This window comes from uncultured Lawsonella sp., from assembly GCF_947252745.1.
In the GTDB taxonomy this organism is placed as follows: domain Bacteria; phylum Actinomycetota; class Actinomycetes; order Mycobacteriales; family Mycobacteriaceae; genus Lawsonella.
On the sequence record NZ_CAMXWW010000001.1, the window covers coordinates 403,397 to 420,971 of the forward strand.

Annotated in this window: 12 protein-coding genes; 6 read left to right on the forward strand and 6 right to left on the reverse strand. The window is 61.4% G+C overall.

What is annotated here, in order from left to right; all coding sequences use genetic code 11:
- Nucleotides 1-98: 98 nt before the first annotated feature.
- Nucleotides 99-971, reverse strand: coding sequence for a glycoside hydrolase family 25 protein (locus Q0X28_RS01720; RefSeq protein WP_298575812.1), 873 nt, complete (start codon nt 969-971; stop codon nt 99-101).
- 67 nt (nt 972-1,038) lie between these two features.
- Between Q0X28_RS01720 and Q0X28_RS01725 the strand changes: the two genes are divergently transcribed.
- Nucleotides 1,039-3,057 carry a M13 family metallopeptidase gene (locus Q0X28_RS01725; protein ID WP_298575815.1) on the forward strand — a complete coding sequence of 673 codons (2,019 nt, stop codon included), beginning with the start codon at nt 1,039-1,041 and terminating at the stop codon, nt 3,055-3,057.
- A gap of 122 nt (nt 3,058-3,179) precedes the next feature.
- Here Q0X28_RS01725 and Q0X28_RS01730 read toward each other — a convergent pair whose 3' ends face one another.
- From Q0X28_RS01730 to Q0X28_RS01740, 3 genes are all read right to left on the reverse strand, one after another.
- Nucleotides 3,180-5,039, reverse strand: coding sequence for a YhgE/Pip family protein (locus Q0X28_RS01730; protein WP_298575818.1), 1,860 nt, complete (start codon nt 5,037-5,039; stop codon nt 3,180-3,182).
- A gap of 402 nt (nt 5,040-5,441) precedes the next feature.
- A complete protein-coding gene (locus Q0X28_RS01735) occupies nt 5,442-6,299 on the reverse strand; it encodes a L,D-transpeptidase (protein WP_296239461.1) in 858 nt (285 codons plus the stop codon).
- Nucleotides 6,300-6,784: 485 nt separating this feature from the next.
- Nucleotides 6,785-7,684, reverse strand: coding sequence for a universal stress protein (locus Q0X28_RS01740; protein WP_298575821.1), 900 nt, complete (start codon nt 7,682-7,684; stop codon nt 6,785-6,787).
- Nucleotides 7,685-7,875: 191 nt separating this feature from the next.
- On the opposite strand from Q0X28_RS01740, the gene Q0X28_RS01745 reads away from it, so the two are divergent.
- From Q0X28_RS01745 to Q0X28_RS01765, 5 genes are all read left to right on the forward strand, one after another.
- Nucleotides 7,876-8,976 (forward strand): pseudouridine synthase, encoded by a 1,101-nt coding sequence (locus Q0X28_RS01745; protein ID WP_298575824.1) that lies wholly within the window; start codon nt 7,876-7,878, stop codon nt 8,974-8,976.
- Nucleotide 8,977: 1 nt separating this feature from the next.
- Entirely contained in the window at nt 8,978-9,739 is a 762-nt protein-coding gene (locus Q0X28_RS01750) for an ABC transporter ATP-binding protein (protein WP_298575827.1), read from the forward strand.
- A gap of 3 nt (nt 9,740-9,742) precedes the next feature.
- Nucleotides 9,743-12,283, forward strand: coding sequence for an ABC transporter permease (locus Q0X28_RS01755; protein ID WP_298575830.1), 2,541 nt, complete (start codon nt 9,743-9,745; stop codon nt 12,281-12,283).
- Between the two features lie 142 nt (nt 12,284-12,425).
- Nucleotides 12,426-13,025, forward strand: a complete 600-nt coding sequence (locus Q0X28_RS01760) for a hypothetical protein (protein WP_296239456.1) — start codon at nt 12,426-12,428, stop codon at nt 13,023-13,025.
- An 82-nt stretch (nt 13,026-13,107) separates the two neighbouring features.
- Nucleotides 13,108-14,631: an NYN domain-containing protein gene (locus tag Q0X28_RS01765; protein WP_298575835.1), complete on the forward strand. Its 1,524-nt coding sequence runs from the start codon at nt 13,108-13,110 to the stop codon at nt 14,629-14,631.
- Nucleotides 14,632-14,755: 124 nt separating this feature from the next.
- Here the strand turns inward: Q0X28_RS01765 and Q0X28_RS01770 are convergent, their stop codons facing one another.
- A complete protein-coding gene (locus Q0X28_RS01770) occupies nt 14,756-16,564 on the reverse strand; it encodes an alkaline phosphatase (protein ID WP_298575838.1) in 1,809 nt (602 codons plus the stop codon).
- Nucleotides 16,565-16,868: 304 nt separating this feature from the next.
- Nucleotides 16,869-17,528 carry a TetR/AcrR family transcriptional regulator gene (locus tag Q0X28_RS01775; RefSeq protein ID WP_298575841.1) on the reverse strand — a complete coding sequence of 220 codons (660 nt, stop codon included), beginning with the start codon at nt 17,526-17,528 and terminating at the stop codon, nt 16,869-16,871.
- Between the last annotated feature and the right edge of the window lie 47 nt (nt 17,529-17,575).

Consider the following 17,575-nt stretch of genomic DNA (forward strand, 5'->3'; position numbering starts at 1 on the left):
CAGAACCGAACCAAGCAGAGCCACAGCAAGACGCCCCACAATAACGGGCCAGCACTGTAGCGAGTCAGCACAGTAGCGCGCCAATGTAGTGCGCGGCGCTACTTTTGTTCTACGGGAACCACTCCGGTAGCGGCGAACACACGCAGTTGCTGCATGGTTCCGCCAAACTTATTGGAGTCCACCTCCTGGGCCTGCACGCCGTCAATCTTCGTGTGGGAGGAGTACTGCCAGAACGTCCACGTCTTCCATCCGCCAGGGAGTGGCAAAGTGGGGCTTTGCGCGCCGTTATAGTCGGCAATCCACAGGGGGAAATTGGTGAAGTCGGGAGTGTTCCCCATCTGGTTCATGAGGAACGAACGGTAGCTGTAGATGATGGGGGTGAGCCCTACCCGGTTGTAGGTTTCCTGTAGGAATGCCCGCACCCACTGGTTGAGCTGGGCGGCATTGAGGCCTTTTGCTTCCTCAATGTCGAGTACTGGGGGCAGCGAGGTGCCGCCTTTCACACTGATGGTGTCGGCGAACATGGCGGCTTGGGTGCGGGCGTCTTTGGAGACGTCCGCGTAGTGGTAGCCGCCCATGAGGACGCCGTTGCCTTGGGCGGCCATGGCGTCATTGACGTAGTACTCGTTCTTGTAGTGGGTGCCTTCGGTGGCTTTGACGAACACGTAGGTGTAGCCGGCGGCCTGGACACGTTTGAAGTCCACGTTTGCGCCGTTGGGGTGCTGCCAGGAGGCAATGTCGATACCGTTGGGCATGTCGTTGTAAGGGACATTGGGCTGTACGGTGACCGCCACGGGTTCCGGCAGGCTGACGGTGTTGGCGGTGCCGTCATTGTTTCCGGTGGTGTCGGCGTGGGCGGGGGCGGGAGCGAGGGTGAAGTGTCCCAGGCTGAAGCCGGAGGTGAGGGGTGCTATCAGAAGTGCGGAAGAGAGTCCGAGAGTAGCTAACACGGGGAACAATCGCGTTCTCATAGCTACCAATAGTAACTTTTGTCTCTGCTTTATCATAGTTGTTTTTCGATGCGGCTACCCTGGCTACATGACTATTTCCAGCAACACCCCCCGCTCCGGCCTCACCCTGGAAGGACAGGACCCCTCCATCCGGCCCGCGGATGACCTTTTCCACCACGTCAACGGCAGCTGGCTCGCCACCCATGAGATCCCCGCTGACCGCCCTCTCGACGGCGCCTTCATACAACTTCGCGAAGATTCCGACGCCCGCGTCCGCAGCATCATCGACGACGCCCCCGCTGAATCCCGCATCGGTGCTCTCTATCAATCTTTCATGGATACGGAAGGCCTCAACGCGCTGGGCCTCTCACCGCTGGATGACGACCTCGCACTCCTCCACGACGTTCACGACCACCACACCATGGCTCTCGCTGTGGGCGAGCTACAGCGCGTCGGCGTGGGCGGACTGCTTGGCAGCTTCGTTGACCAAGACGCCAAAGACCCCACCCGCTACGTCGTCTACCTGTCACAGTCTGGCCTCTCCCTGCCCGACGAGGCCTACTACCGGGAGCCGCAACACGCCGACACACTAGCGGCCTTCCAGCAGCACGTCGCCCGCATGCTGGAGACCACCCAGCTGCTGCGCCGTGTCCCCCTCACCGCCAACCTCACCCCCGTGGATGCCGCCGCTGCCATCGTCGCCTTCGAAACCGCGGTGGCCCACCATCACCTCGACGCGGCCACCAACCGGGAAGCCGAAAAGCGCTACAACCCTACTAGTTTCGCAGAAATCGATGCCAACCCTAACTACGCCGGCTACCCCATTGCCGAGTGGTTCCGCCTCGTCGCTGCCCCCGCCGCCAGCAACTACGCCGACACGGTCATCGTCCGCCAACTCGAGTTCCTCGCCGGGGCCAGCACCGTCTGGGCAGACACCGACCTCTCCACCCTAGCCGCCTGGGCAGTGTGGCAGCTCCTCAACTCCCGCGCGTCCCTGCTCACCGAAGATCTCTCCCGCGCCAACTTCGAGTTCTTCGGCACCACCCTCTCCGGTACAGAGCAGCAGCGAGAACGCTGGAAGCGCGGCGTCTCCCTCACCAGTAGCCTGCTGGGCGAAGACATTGGCCGCGTCTACGTGGAGCGCCACTTCCCACCCGCCTACAAGCAGTCCATCACCCAGTTGGTGGAGAACCTGCTGGAGGCCTACCGGGTGTCTATCCGCACCCTGGACTGGATGACCCCCGCCACTCGCGAGAAGGCACTGGCCAAACTGGACAAGTTCACCATCAAGGTGGGCTACCCGGATATGTGGCGCGACTACAGCGCCGTCCACCTGGACCCGGCCGACCTGGTGGGTAACTACCGTACTCTGGCCCGCTTCCTTGATGACTACGAATGGGAAAAGCTGGGGAAGCCGGTCGACCGCACCGAATGGTTCATGCACCCACAGACGGTGAACGCCTACTTCAACCCGGTGATGAACGAAATCGTTTTCCCCGCAGCAATTTTGCAGCCTCCGTTCTTTGATGCGGAGGCCGATGACGCTGCCAACTACGGTGGCATTGGGGCCGTTATTGGGCACGAGATCGGCCATGGTTTCGACGACCAGGGTTCCAAGTATGACGGTGACGGCCGCCTGGAGAACTGGTGGACCGACGAGGACCGCGCCGCCTTCACCGAACGCACCAAACTGCTGGTGGAACAGTACAATGCCCTCACCCCCACTGGCCTGGACCCCTCCGTCCACCACGTGAACGGAGCCCTCACGTTGGGCGAGAATATTGGAGACTTGGGTGGCTTGTCTATCGCCCTCCTGGCGTACGAACTTGCCCTCCAGGCGCAGGGAATTGATGACGTCAACGATGCCCCCGTGATGGAGGGGATGACGGGTCTTCAGCGCGTGTTCTACAACTGGGCGACAGTGTGGCGCACCAAGATCCGCAAGGAACAGGCCATCACCTACCTGTCAGTGGACCCGCACTCCCCCGCCGAGTTCCGCTGCAACCAGATTGTGCGCAACATTCCGCAGTTCTACCAGGCTTTCCAGGTGGTGGAGGGTGACGGTATGTGGCTGCCGGAGGAGCAGCGCGTCCGCATCTGGCGCTAGCCACCACTGGGTAACAATCACAGGAGAAGTCCCCGCAACCTTGCTGGTGCGGGAACTTCTCCTTCATACGCCGGCTGGTGCGCTCGCTCAACCCGAGGCTTTCCGACGCACCAGCGGTAGAGCTAGTCGCTGGTCATTGGGCCGGGGGTAAGACCGAGGCCAGCTTTTTCGGCTTTGTGGGCTTTCGCTTTTCCCACCGCCTTGGAGATGAGCAGCTCACGCTCTTTCAGCTCCCCGAGGCGCACGTAGCGCACCACACCGCTCAAGACAACAGACGCAATCGACATGAGGATCATGACGATAATGGCCACCCAGAAGGTGCGGTTGAAGATGGCGTCGGTACCCAGCGTGAAGGCATCACGGGCGTAGCTCATGGGTGAGAACGGGTGGATGACGGTGAAAAGCCCCGGAGTGGTGCTGAGCGGCCAGATACCACCGAAGGCGAAGAGGCCCATCATGTACACCACCAAGGAGGCGATGCCACCCACCAGGCGCCCGAAGAGCATCCGGTAGAAGGTATAAGCCACACCCGCCATTATGCCGATAACTATGATGATGCCAGCCATGGCAAGGTCGTGGACAGGGTCCCATTCGATGCCTGCCGATACGCCCGCCATAATACCCATGGCCAGAACGCCGACGGCGCTGTTCACTCCCGCGGCCTTTAGTACCGGCAGGAAGGCGTCCTTGGCGCGGCTATCGTAGTGGCGGCCCATACTGACCGGCAGGAACATGGACAGGACCGCGGTGAGCAGGAAGCCGATGACCACCACGAGGGCGAGCGAGGAGCCGGGGGCGATGACCTTCTCGGTAATGTCACCGACGACTTTCTGGGCGGGGTGCATGTTGTGTTCTGCCAGCAGGTAGGGGCTGGCCATTTGGGCGGAGGAGGCTGCCAGGTCCTTGATGAGCGGGGCGTCCTCCACACCCTGGGCCAGGCCAGCGTACAGTTCGTTGGTGCCGGCTTTCAGTTCGTTGGTGCCGTTGGCCAGTTCGTGGGCACCGGCGTTCAGCTGCAGCATGCCGGAGCGGTAGGGGGCGTTTGGGTCGTTGAGGTTGTAGGACACTTCCCGGGCGCCCGCTTTCAGCGTTTTCAGCTGGTTGACGAGGGCGTTGGAGTCCTTGGCGTTGAGAGTTGCGGCGATCTCCTGCACCTTCTTGCCCTGTGCGACGATGTCGGGGATGCCGGACTGTACCAGTACGTCGCCGATGCCGTTGAGGGTGGGGGCGAGCTGGCCTACCTGGGTGAGGAGGGGGACGAGCATGTCGACTAGTTGGTCGACACCGCCGGAGATTTGCTTCATTCCGGCGCCGAGTTCATTGGTTCCGGCGAGGAGTTGGTCGCTGCCGTCTGCTAGCTGGTGGGCCCCATCCTGGATTTGGGCGGCACCGTCATCGAGCTGTTGCGAGCCGTTGCGCGCTTCGATGAGGCCGTCGCGGAGGCCGTTGAGGCCCATGAGGACTTGTTTTGCGTAGTCTTGACCGATGGAGGCGGTGACGGATTGGGAGACGAGGGGGACGAGGCCGCCGGTAAGGAAGGCTCCGGCGGAGCCGTTGTAGTCGTTGTAGGTGATGTTAATGCGGGCCTGTTGGGGCTTGGGATCAATGACCGTGTTGATCTTCTGGGAGAAGTCTTTGGGGATACTGATGGTGAAGAGGTAGCGGTCTTCGAGGAGGCCACTGCGGGCTTCTTTCGCATCTACTTGGGAGATGTTGAGATAGGGCTCTTCTTTGAGGCCTTTGACGACGTCTTGGCCGAAGTTGTCTTCTCCGACGCCGGCATCGTCATTGACGATGGCGATGGGGACGTGCTTGAGGTAGACAGTGGGGTCCCACATGGACCACATGTAGACCGCCGAGCCTGCAATGGGGAGAACAATAAGTAGGCTAATGAGAATTCTGGAAAGAATCGATTTGGGCCGCCAGTTGAGTAGCTTACCTAATCGGGTTTTTGTGGTTGGGGAGTCGTTGATGTCACTCACAATAGGCTCCTTGGGGGCTTCTTGTTCCTAAATAAGAGCAATCGGTACCGGGGATACTACCGGTTAGCAGCTTGTCCTGGTGTCCAAATATCGGTGGAGCCGAAGTATGTGTTACTAAAACTTGCTTTGCAGAATTTAAAGTCCTCTGACCTGCTAATTAGTCATTAAACACAAATTAAGTCTTGTTATTGTTGCCAAAGTGCATTTTATTCTTGTCTATGCTTCATTAAAATATAGGACCATTTATTTGTAATTTCTCACAAATGGGACAAGTGATTAACTTCCCCTCCCATTCAGAAAAAACAGCGAACAAAAACGTCTCCGCCGACACGCCGCAGCATGCCAACGGAGACGCTCAGTGTCACAACAACGAGGCACGAGAACCCCCGCACCCCCGGCGGATCAGTAGGCGCCCCGCGCCCAGTCCCCCATCCCGTCGTTCTTCGACAATGTTCCCTTTGAGTTAATAACGCGCACCACGTCGCCCTGCCGCCAATTCTCGAAGAACCACTTCCCGTTCTCCGTTGAGACATTGAGGCAGCCGTGGGAGGAATCATAGGACCCCTGCGCACCCACCGACCACGGGGCAGCATGCAAGAAAATACCGGAGTACGTCATGCGTAGCGCATACTCCACATTCGTGCGATAGCCCTCCGCTGCCGTCACCGGCACCCCATACGTCGAGGAATCCATGACCATTTGGCGGTGCTTATCGCCAATGTAGTAGAAGCCATTAGGGGTCTCATGCCCTGCCTTCCCCATAGACGTCGGCACACGACGAATAACCTTCCCGTCCGAGTAGACAGTAATCATATGGGTCTTATCGTCTGCGACAGCCACATGGCGGGCACCCACCTTAAAGGTACGGACACTATCGCCCACCTTCACCCTCACGGTAGTGTGGGCAGGCCAGAAAGCAGCCGGGCGCCACCGCAGCTGCGTCGGACTCCACCAGCGGAAAAGCCCTGGCACGTCATAGCGTTCCCGCTTGGAGTTAAAAACCTCCACCTGCACAAATTTCTCAATACGGGCACGGTTCGCCGGAGCCTTAGTGAAGGTGATGATAATAGGCTGCCCCACCCCCACCGTGCTATTCTGCACCGGATCAATGGTGGCAGGCTTAAAGTTCGGCTTCTCCACACCCGGCAGCTCGGGCTGCGGGAAGGGGAAATCCCCAGCGTAGGCAGGGGCCAGGGAACTCACTACCAGGGCAGCAGCCCCAGCCAGAGCGGCAGCACTGAGACGCTTTTTCGTCAACATACAGTTCATTATCCTTTCGCCCTGCGTCATCGGGTCGCGCCACCACAATGGGGCGTAGCAGCAGGGGATATGGCAGAGGACATAGCAGGAGATACGGCACCAGGATACCGGGAATAGCGATCGCCGGTTTCGCTTGGGGGGGGGGATGGCGAAACCGGCGATCTTTGGCGTTGGCGTCCAGAGAGTCATTATGGGGGGGTGCGCGACTCTGCGGACAGCTATCGGCTCAAGCATCAACGTGCGATCCGCAACGCCACGGCTACACTCTAACAGACAAAAGGCAGACACGGGTAAGTTCCCTAAAATTTACGCTAAGAGCGGAAACCCAGGTCAGCCCACAGATCCTCTATGCGCTCCTCTACTCTCCTCAATTATCCAGGAAGACTGGCGGCACAAGCCCGCTGCGGAGGCTGTCACAGCACTCTTCTCTCATAGCAGTGCCCTCCCACAGCGGTGCCCCCACCGTCAGAAACCTTCGCCACCCACTAATCGGTAACGTGCCGTTCACGCACCACCATCAGGGGGACGGGAGACAGCCGCAGCAGCGCCCGCGACGTGGAACCCAACAACATGCCGGTAAAACCACCCCGACCATGCGAGCCCACTACTATCATGCGAGTACCCTTGCCGACCTCCGCCAGCGCCGTCTCCGGCGACTCCCGCCGGATAACAATCTGCGGGGTAATGCTCTCGTAGTCGTCGTCGTACTTCTCCAGCTCCTCCTGCACCACCTGCCGCTGCTCCGCCTTAGCCTGCTCCCAATCCAGGTTGGACAGGTTCATACCGGCCAACGAAGACGCCACCGCACGATCCAGCCAGGCGTTAACCGCCACCAGCTCCGAGCCATGCGCATCCGCTTCCTGGTAGGCAGTTTGTACCGCCAGTGCCGACACAGGAGACCCATCAGCGCCCACCACAATACGGTTATGCTCCGCGGCAAGGTCCATATCGTCCCGCAGCACCACCACCGGGCAATGTGCGTGACCCACTAGCGAGGCAGACACCGAGCCGAGCAAAGCCCCAGCGATACCTCCTAAACCACGCGAACCAATGACCACCATGTCTGCTTCCTTGGACAGCTCTAGCAGCATGGAAATGGGGCTACCTTCATGGAGCTGCTGCATGAGCTCCACCTCGGTAGTGACCTCGCGAATAGCAGCGGCAGCGTCGTCAATGAAACCCTGCGCCTGCCCTTCGAGCTCTTCAAACATTGCGCGCGAGGGAACCATGCCCTCCGCATAGAGGAATTGGGGAACGATGTAGGCGGCCGCCAACAACACTGGCAGATCGCGGGCTTTGGCTTCCTGTGCTGCCCATTGTGCTGCGAGCCGGGAGGAAGGGGAACCATCCACACCCACCACAATGCCTACGGGTACGTCACTCATCGTGCTGCTCCTTCCGGGACTAGTGTTCAGTTCTTACACTTTCAATTCTAGAAGGGAAAACCGCCGAAAACGCCCAAAAGTGAGAATGAACTACAAGCAAATTCTGGATCTCGAACCACCCCTGCCACAACGGATTTTAGAATCCGAATAAGGTGACAAACACCACTCCACGCAAAGGGTAAACTACCTATATGGGCACTCCACTCCACCCCACCCCGCATCGGCCGCTCCCCCTGCGCGACGGCGTGGACCCCGTATGCTTCCGCCTCCCACAACACCTCCCCGCCGAATGGGAAGGGCGCCCCGCCGCCAGCATCCTCCTCGAACGCTTCGACCGCTCCCGCGACTTCCTCGCCTCCCAACTCGCCGCCGGCACCATTGTCGACGACGACGGCCAGCGCATTACCGCCACCACCCCCGCCCGCGGCGGCCTCGCCCTCTGGTCCTACCGCCCCCTCCCCGCAACCGAACCCACCGTCCCCCTCGACATGCCCATCCTCTACCGGGACGACACCCTCCTCGTCATCGACAAACCACACTTCCTCCCCACCATCCCCCGCGGGCGCTACGTCACCCACACCGCCCTCGTCCAACTCCGCCGCCAGCTCGCCGCCGCCGGCGACACCGCCACCGCAGCCGCCATCACCCCCGCCCACCGACTCGACCGGCTCACCGCCGGCGTCCTCCTCTTCACCCTCCACAAAGACGCCCGCGGCCCCTACCAAACCCTCTTCTCCCATGGCCTCACCCACAAAACCTACGTCGCCATCGCCCCACTCCCCCACCCCACCCACAGCCCCCGCGCCCTTCCCCTGCTCGACGGCCAGGCCGTAGAGATCCGCAGCCGCATCGTCATCTCCCGCAACCGGCTGGACTGCTACGAAGAACCCGGTGAACCCAACGCCCACACCACCGTCGAACTGGTGGACAGTCGCGGCGACTACGGCCTCTACCGGCTCACCCCCCACACCGGAAAAACCCACCAGCTGCGCGTCCACATGAACAGTTTGGGAACGAATTTGGTGGGAGATCCGTTGTACCCAGTAGTGGCAGAAGACGGCCCCGACCACCCGGAGGACCCACAGCGCACCCTGCAGCTCCTCGCTGCACAGCTCAGTTACCCTCCGCCCGCGCAGACGCGCCCTCCCGACCCGGCCGACGCAGTCTCCTCCCCGGCCACCATGCACGACCCTGACGACGTCCGTGTCTACCGCAGCGCACGCACCCTCCAGTGGCCCGACGGCACCCCCGCACCACACCACCGCTACCTCCCACCCCTGAAAGGCAGCTGACATGACCACCACCAGCAGCACCCCCGCCGCCCGCGCCGACAACATCACCAAAGTGTACGGCACCGGAGAAACTGAAGTGCGCGCCCTTGACGGCGTCACCGTCTCCTTCCCCCGTGGTCAATTCACTGCCATCATGGGCCCCTCCGGCTCCGGCAAATCCACCCTCATGCACTGCCTCGCCGGCCTCGACACCCCTACCAGCGGCACCGTCCACGTCGGCCACATCGACCTCACCCAACTCGGCGACGACCACCTCACCCAGCTACGCCGCGAACGCATCGGCTTCATCTTCCAATCCTTCAACCTCATCCCCACCCTCACCGCCGGAGAAAACATCTCCCTCCCCACCGACATCGCCGGCAAAACCCTCGACCAGGACTGGGTGAGCACCGTGGTGAAGCGCCTCCGCATCGACCACCGGCTCGACCACAAACCCTCCGAACTGTCCGGCGGTCAACAGCAGCGCGTCGCCTGCGCCCGCGCCATCGTCTCCCGCCCCGACATCATCTTCGGCGACGAACCCACCGGCAACCTGGACTCCAACTCCTCCACCGAAGTCCTCTCCATCCTCCGCAGCGCCGTCGACGACTGGCAGCAAACCGTCGTCATCGTCACCCACGACGCCAAAGCCGCCGCCTACGCCGACCGCGTCCTCTTCCTCGCCGACGGGCAGATTGTGCACGAACTTCACGCTGGCCACGGCGCCCACGACCGCATCACCCGCGACGACATCCTTGACGTCATGCGGACCCTGGAGGGCTAACCCATGCCCAAGACACATCGCCGCCACCCACTCGCCCGCGTTACCCTCGCCAACCTGGCGTCCCACAAACTCCGCTTGCTCCTCACCATTGTCTCGGTTGTGTTGGGCACCTCCTTCATCAGCGCGAGCCTGGTGTTCACCGCCACCCTGCAAGGCAGCTTCCAGGAGATGTTCAACAGCAGCCTCAGCTCCATCGACCTGCGGGTGAGTAGCTCCAACCAAATCGGCTCCATCCCCTTGACCGAGCGCACCAAGATCGCCGACGTGAAGGGCGTCGCCGGCACCAACCCGGTGGTGGTGGGCGGCCTCGCGATCACCGACCAGGACGGCAAAGCCCAGATTGCCCAACCGGGTGGGGTGACGGCCGTCGGTCACTTCCAGAACACCGGTAACCTGACCAAGGACATTCGTCTGGCAACCGGCCACTTCCCCCAGGCCTACGACGAGATTGCCCTCAGCCAGCCGCTTGCTAAGGCGATGGGTTACCGCCTGGGCGACACAGTGGAGTGGATGAGCGCCGCAGGCGGTATCGAGAAGGGCACCCTGGTGGGCACACTCGCCCCCACCGACACCGACCAGGCGCAGCTGCTCTTCACCCCCGACCACCTTATGAAGTCCTTCACGGATGGGGAGAACGTCAACGCTATCGACGTGGACGTGGACACCTCCCAGCCGGGCATCACCGTGCAGAAGGTGCGGGCGGAGCTACACAAGATGTACCCCAAGTACAAGGTGCAGACTGGCCAGGAAGTCGCCGACGAGATGAACAAGGAGGTCCGCAAAAACCTCACCTTCTTCAACTACTTCCTGGTGGCATTCGGCGTTATTGCCCTGGTGGTGGGCACATTCCTCATCTACAACACCTTCGCGATGATCGTCGCCCAGCGTATCCGCGAACTTGCCCTGCTGCGGGCAATCGGTGCTACCCGCCGACAGGTCACCCTCTCGGTGCTGGCGGAAGCACTGGTGGTGGGCTTGCTGGGGGCGGCGCTGGGGGTTGCGGCGGGAGCCGGGCTGGCCTTCGGCTTGGCCGCCCTCATGAGCAAAGTCGGCATGGCTATCTCGAATGGGGGCTTGACGGTGACGGCCACCAGTATCATCGTCCCGCTGGTGCTGGGCGTACTGGTGACACTGGTGAGCGCCTGGGTACCCGCCCGGCGCGCCGGCAACATTCCCCCGGTGCAGGCCATGCATCAGGATTCCAACACCGCCATGGGCTCCCTGAAAGGGCGCACTATCGCGGGAGTAGTGTTCCTAGTGGCTGGCATCGTGGTAGCTGCGGTGGCGGGTGCCTCCATGGTGGGCAAGCCTGGCTTCATCACCGTTGGGGTGGGGGCTCTGGCGATGATGTTGGGTCTCTTCCTGGCGGGCCCGGCGCTCTCCAAGCCGGCGGTGTACGCGCTGGGGTCGCTCATTAAGCCGCTGCCGCCGTTCCGGCAGACCGGCACCTTGGCTATGCGTAATGCGCTGCGGAACCCGGTGCGGACTGCCACCACCGCGTTCGCTTTGACCTTGGGTCTGATCCTGGTGTCAATTGTGGGGGTGATGGGTTCTTCCACGACGGCCTCCACGAAACAGGTCATCACCGGTGGTTTGACCTGCGATTTCGTGATTGTCCCCCCGACGAACATGATGATTCCGCGCCAGTTCACCCCCGGCGTGGAGGACATGGTGGGGGTGGAGGACTCGTCCGCCATCTTCTACGGGTTTACCGACATTGACGGCGAACCCAGGATGTTTGCGTCCCCAGACCGGGACGCCTCCCGCATGATTAACTATGAGATTGCCGAAGGCCGCTACGACATGAGCGGCGATGCTCTCCTTATCTCCCAAAAGTTTGCGGAGAAGAGGCAAGTGCACGCCGGCGACACAATGACGGTGGAGACGCGCACGGGTGACCAGAAGGTGCCGGTGAAGGCCATTTTTAAGGACAATCCCGTCATTGGCGATGTGGTGATGAGCTTCCCCCTCTACGAGAAGGTCGTTCCACCGTCGCACCAGTTGGCCTACCTCATTCTGGTGCAGTCCAACGGCATGTATGGCGCCTCCACTATGAAGGCGCAGTTGCAGAACTCGCTGGCAAAGTTGAAGATTCTGCGGGTGCAGACCACGGAGGAGTTCGCCGGCCGCCAGGCGAAACTGCTGGATTCTATGCTGTCGGGTCTGTACGCACTACTGATGCTCTCTATCATCATCGCGGTGTTGGGCGTGGTGAACACGCTGGCATTGTCGGTGACGGAGCGGCGGCAGGAGATCGGCATGCTGCGGGCTATTGGAATGAGCCGGGCGTCACTTCGCCAAATGTTCTATCTGGAGTCCATTGTGCTGAGCGTATTTGGCACAGTGTTGGGGACGGCAGCGGGCACCCTACTGGGGTGGGCGTTGACGAACACGATGAGCAACTACGGCATCAGCATCGTCGTCATTCCGTGGCAGATGATTGTGGGCGTACTGGTGGGCTCGGTTGTGGTGGGCGTGCTGGCGGCGCTGGGGCCGGCGAAACGGGCGGCGAAGATCAGCCCGCTGCGGGCTATCGCCGACTAGCACCGCCGCCGGAGGCATTTTGGCAACTGTCCAATATGCTCTCCGCAGATATCCCGAGGGTGGCGGCTCGCACCAGCTTCTGAGTGAAACACACCCACTTTTATTAGTAACCCCTCACAATTCAAATAGTTAGGCTATAGACATGACGTCATCCCCCCGTACCTTCCGAAGCGGCGGCCCCACCCCGCACGCCTTCCGGTCGGCTGCCGCCCTGGCAGCCAGTGCGGCATGCGTCATCGCCCTCGCTGCCTGCGGCCCCACCGAGGAGACCATCACCCCGTCACCCTCCCCCAGCAGCAGCACCACCAGCACAACCACCACCGCCTCCAGTAGCAGCACCCCCACCCCTACCAGCTCACTGCGGGCCGCCCCACCCACCAACCAGTGGAGCCGCGACAACCTCCGCGGCGCCCCCGGCCTACCACCCAGCCGCTACTTTGAACCCCCGGTGAGTCCGCACAGCCTCGCCCCCGCCAACACCCGGTGCCTCAGCTACACACCACCCACCGGGAAGGCCACAGACAACGTCATCACCACCGGCCTCACCTCCTGTGCGGAGGCGAACGAGGTGATCTTTGACTTCTTGTTCGGTGCTGGCCGCGAACCTCGCAGCTACGCACGTGTCCGGGACTGGAACTGCCGCCGCAGCTCCCGCACCGACACCCCCGAGGTGCGCTGCACCTCCCGCCTGACCACTATCCGCGCTATCCCCCGCCCCGGGGTGGACACAGCATCCCGCTAGGCCAACCCGGCAGAGAGAAAGGCACCGTAGTGGTTTTTAGAAGACAACAGCTGATCCCACAACTAAAGAAAGGAGACCCACCGTGGTAGACCGCGTTGAGGTATTCGTCGATACCTCCTACTTACTGGCGAGCTTTTACAACTCATGGACTACCGGCGCCAGGGCCCAATTAGAAATAGATTTACCGGCTGTGACCAGCCACCTTAATACAATTGTTAGCGACAAAATTCATCTCCCTGTCCACCGCCAACTCTGGTACGACGGAATCCCGGACTCCGGCCCCCACCGTTACCAACGCACGCTCCGCCACATCAACGGAGTACAACTGCGCGCTGGCCAACTTATCGAATGGGGCGACCGCCGCACCCAAAAGGGCGTCGACACACGGCTCGTAGCCGACATGGTGCTGCGCTCCGTCCGCGGGATCGTCAGCGATATCGTGCTCGTTTCCGGCGACGCCGACATGATCCCCGGCGTAGAAGCGGCCGTGGACCACGGGGTGCGCGTCCACCTCATCGGCTTCGGCTGGGACTCTATTTCCAACTCGCTCCGCTCCGCCTGCGATACTGTCACCGTGCTGGATCCTCGCGACGACTTCGACGAGTGCATGCACATTGAGGTGCTGGAATCCTTCACCCACCATGAGGAGGATGATGACGGCGAGGCTACGGCACCGTCCGGCCTGGGCACCGACGCAGACTCGACTATGCCCGCCACCCTTGACGAGGCTGACACAGCAGCGTTGAGCACCATGGACGAGGCAGAGGATGATGGCGTAACCGGTACCTTCGACGCCAACCCCACTGCCCCCCACGGTGTACCCCTCATCCCACCTGTCCTGTCCCCCGGTAAGTTTAGACGCCGCGGCACCCGCCACCGCATTCGCACCCACCACGCCACCGCCGACTGCACAGCCCACGACGCCGAGGTGGAAGCTAACGCCACTACCTGCCAAGAAAAAGACACCGCCCCCGCCAGCCAGGAAACCGCCGGCGAGGCCGCCCGGGCGGTCGCTGCCCAAGGTGATTGCGACGCGGTAGCGGAGGCGCATGCGGAAGCCGCCACCGAGGGCGCAAGAGAGGGTGCAACAGACGACGCCCTACGGGGCGCAAAAGATGCTGCCACCGGAACTCCCAGGGTGGCTGCCAACGAGGGTACTACCGCTGACGCCGCCAGCGTCCACCCGGACACCCCGGACGGCACCGCCCAACCCGATGCGGCACTAGACTCTCCGGAGGATGCCGAGCCGGTAAGCCAGCCCACCCGGCGGCCATCACCCGGCATGATGGCTCAAAAGCGGCGCCCCACCCAACGGTCCCGCTACGTGCCCCTGCCCTACGACGAAGTATGGGAGAGTGCCGGGAACCAAACTCCGTTCGACATTGGCCAGCAGTACGCCATGTGGTGGTACAACAATGCTGCCACGGCGGAGCAGCGCTCTACCGTCCACATCCTGACCGGGGGCGGCCTGCCGGCGGAGATCGACCGGCCGTTGCTGCAGTTCGCTTGCCAAACCCTGGATGCTTACACCCTGAGTGATTCGCAGCGCGTCAACCTGCGCGACGGGTTCCACATGGGTATCCGCGGCATCATTATGGGCAAATAGGCGGATGCCCTCGCCGGGATCGGTGTGAGGCGAGGGCATCCGTTCGTCCGTTTGTGGCTGGGTGCCGCTAGGGACGGCGAGCCGCTTTTATTCGGCTAGAACTGTTGCGGCTAGAACTTTTTTGCTAGAACTTCAGTGGCTTCTTCACTGGGTAGAGTGCGCTGGTGCCTTCATTGGTGGCCCAGGAATTGCCCCAGTGCTGGCCGCTTCGTGAATTGGACTTGTTGTTCACGAAGAACCAGTCTGCCTGTGCAAACTTGCGGTTCATTTCAACCACCACATAGCCGTGCTTGGAGCATTGGCACCAACGAATGTGCTGGTTGGTGGTTTGCAGTGCCTTGTCGACCGTGTCGAACAGTGGATCGTTTTCGGGGAGTTTCAGGCCCACTTTATCGGCAAGAATGTCGTCGACGTTGGCAGCAGTAACGGAGGGGCCCACAAACTCTACTGCGACGCGGCGGCCCTTCATGTTGCCGTCGAACTTCTCGTAGATGTCGTTAGCGAAGGACATATGGATGTCGCCAGTAACGGCAACTACGTTCTTGATATTGTTCTTGGCGATCATGGAGGTCAGGCGGTAGCGGTCCCACTGGTAGCCATCCCACTGGTCCGAGTTGAACATGATGCCGTGAGCAGGAGCACCGGTCTTGGCGGCAATAAAGTCTGCAATCTCGGGGCTGATGGGCGGAATCTGGAGGGCGGCCATCATCACCGGGTTGCCGATGACTTTCCACAAACACGTGCTGTTCTTGATGTTGTCGCGCAGCCATTGCATCTGCTTCGCGCCACCGATGGTGTGATCTGGGTTGTCCTGCTTCAGCCAGTTTTGCTTGGTGCGGTAGGAGCGCAGGTCTAGGCAGCTCATGTCCATGAGCTTGCCCCAGCGGAAGTAGCGGTAGAGGTGCTCTCCGTCAGTCATGCTGTTGACTCGGGTGGGCATGTATTCGAAGTAGGCCTTTTCGGATTGGCGTTTACGAGCCTTCCAGTTACCTTCCTTGCCTTCAGTATGGTTGACGGCACCTTCGAGGTAGGAGTTGTCGGCGGATTCGTGGTCGTCCCAGACGGTGATGAAGGGGTACATGGCCTGGCAGCGTTGCAGGTCCGGGTCGGTCTTCGTGTGGGCGTGACGGCGACGGTACTGTTCGAGAGTCATGGTCTCGCCCTTGTACTCGTGCTCGCGCACTTTACCGAATGCGCCGGTGTATTCGCCGGTGGCATACTCATAGAACCAGTCGCCTAGGTGGACGACGAAGTCCAGGTCGCCGCGGTCGGCGAGGAATCGGTAGGTGGAGTAGTGGCCGGCTTCCCAGTTGGAGCAGGAGAGGAATGCGAACCGTACTCGCTCTGGCATGGAGTTGAGAGCGGGGGCGGTCTTGGTGGCACCGACCGGAGAGACGGCGCCGGCAGCGGGCCCGTCGAGGACGGTGAAGCGGTAGAGGTAGCGGGTGTTGGGTTGGAGGCCGGTGGCGTCTACCTTGACGGTAAAGTCGCGGTTTTTGTCAGTGGTGACGATGCCGGAGCGGACGGCGCTACCGAAGCGGCGGGAGCGGCCGACCTGGGGGCAGACTTCCCACTTCACCTTGACGGGGGTACCGCGCAGGGAACCGGGGGTCCAGGTGGGTTGTTGGGTGACGCGGGTCCACAGGATGACGGCGTTGGGGGCTGGGTCTCCAGAGGCGACGCCGTGGACGAACACCTTGGTGGAGTAGGGGGAGGTGGGCCCTTGCGGGGCGGCGCCGAGGCTGGTGGCGTTGCGCTGACCGCCGGTGCGGTCGAGCGGGCTGGCGGCGGCGGTTCCGTTGGCCGCGGTGGGCAGGATGGAGGCGGAGGCACCGAGGGCGATGCCGGCGGCAGAGGCTTTGAGCACACTGCGTCGTGACACGTTCTTATCGGAGACGAGGGTTTCCGACGAATGCTTATTTTGTGATCCCATAGCTGGGATTTTTGCACGTCATACCCTATTTTCTTAGCTCAGATGGGGGTTCTCGACAGGTATTCGGAGAGTGTTCATCGGTTGGCTACCGGAGTTCATGATGGCAGAGTGGCGATTTCACTGTTTGTTAACTATTCCTCGTCTACAATGCACTCTGAGCAGCACTTTAATAATTCTTAGGTATTATTAATACCACTTATTTTGGCATTTATTGCCGCAGTTTCGCTTATGACAATGCAGCCCGTCATAATTCCGCCTACCACATTGAAGCTTGCGACAATGCAGCCCGTCAGCATGCAGCGTGTCAGCTCTCCACGGCCGAGCTGCCGGCATTGTCGCTGGGAATCATGGCGAGTACCGACTGCACGATGATGGGGCGTACCTCCGCAAGTGTGTCGCCCGCCTCGAGTGCGCGGAACCCCACTCCCAATTGCGCCATGGTGAGGTTGGTGTAGATGGTACTTCTGCCTGGTGCCAGTTTCTCCCACACATCTGCCAGGTTGGAGTTGGCGCGGGCGTGTACCTCATCGACGTCTACTCCGGCACGAGTAAAGGAGTTGCGGTTGTCGATGGTGGCGGTGACGTTGGGGGTGCGTCCGCCCGGGTTTTCTGCGTTAACGACGATGGTGCGCATCCACCCGTGGTCGGAGGCGGCAGCCTGTTCGAGGTTGACGGTGAGCCAGGCGCTGAGCCATTCGCGGGGATCGTCGATGTCGGCGGTGGCGGCGGCGACGGCGGCCATCCAGCCGGGCATATAGCGTTCGATAACGAGGCGGCGGAGGTCGTTGACAGAGGTGACGTAGCGGTAGATGCTGTTGCGGGCGATGCCGGCGCGCTTGGCGATGGCGGCAGCGGTGAGTTCGGTGCCGGGTTCGTTGCGGAGGATTTCTTCAGCGGCATCGACCAGCGCCGTTTCGATATTCTCACGGTGTTCTTTCACCGTCTTAGCGGCGATACGTGGCATCTTGGTCAACCTCCTGTTTAATCTATTCTAACGGCACCATTGACAGT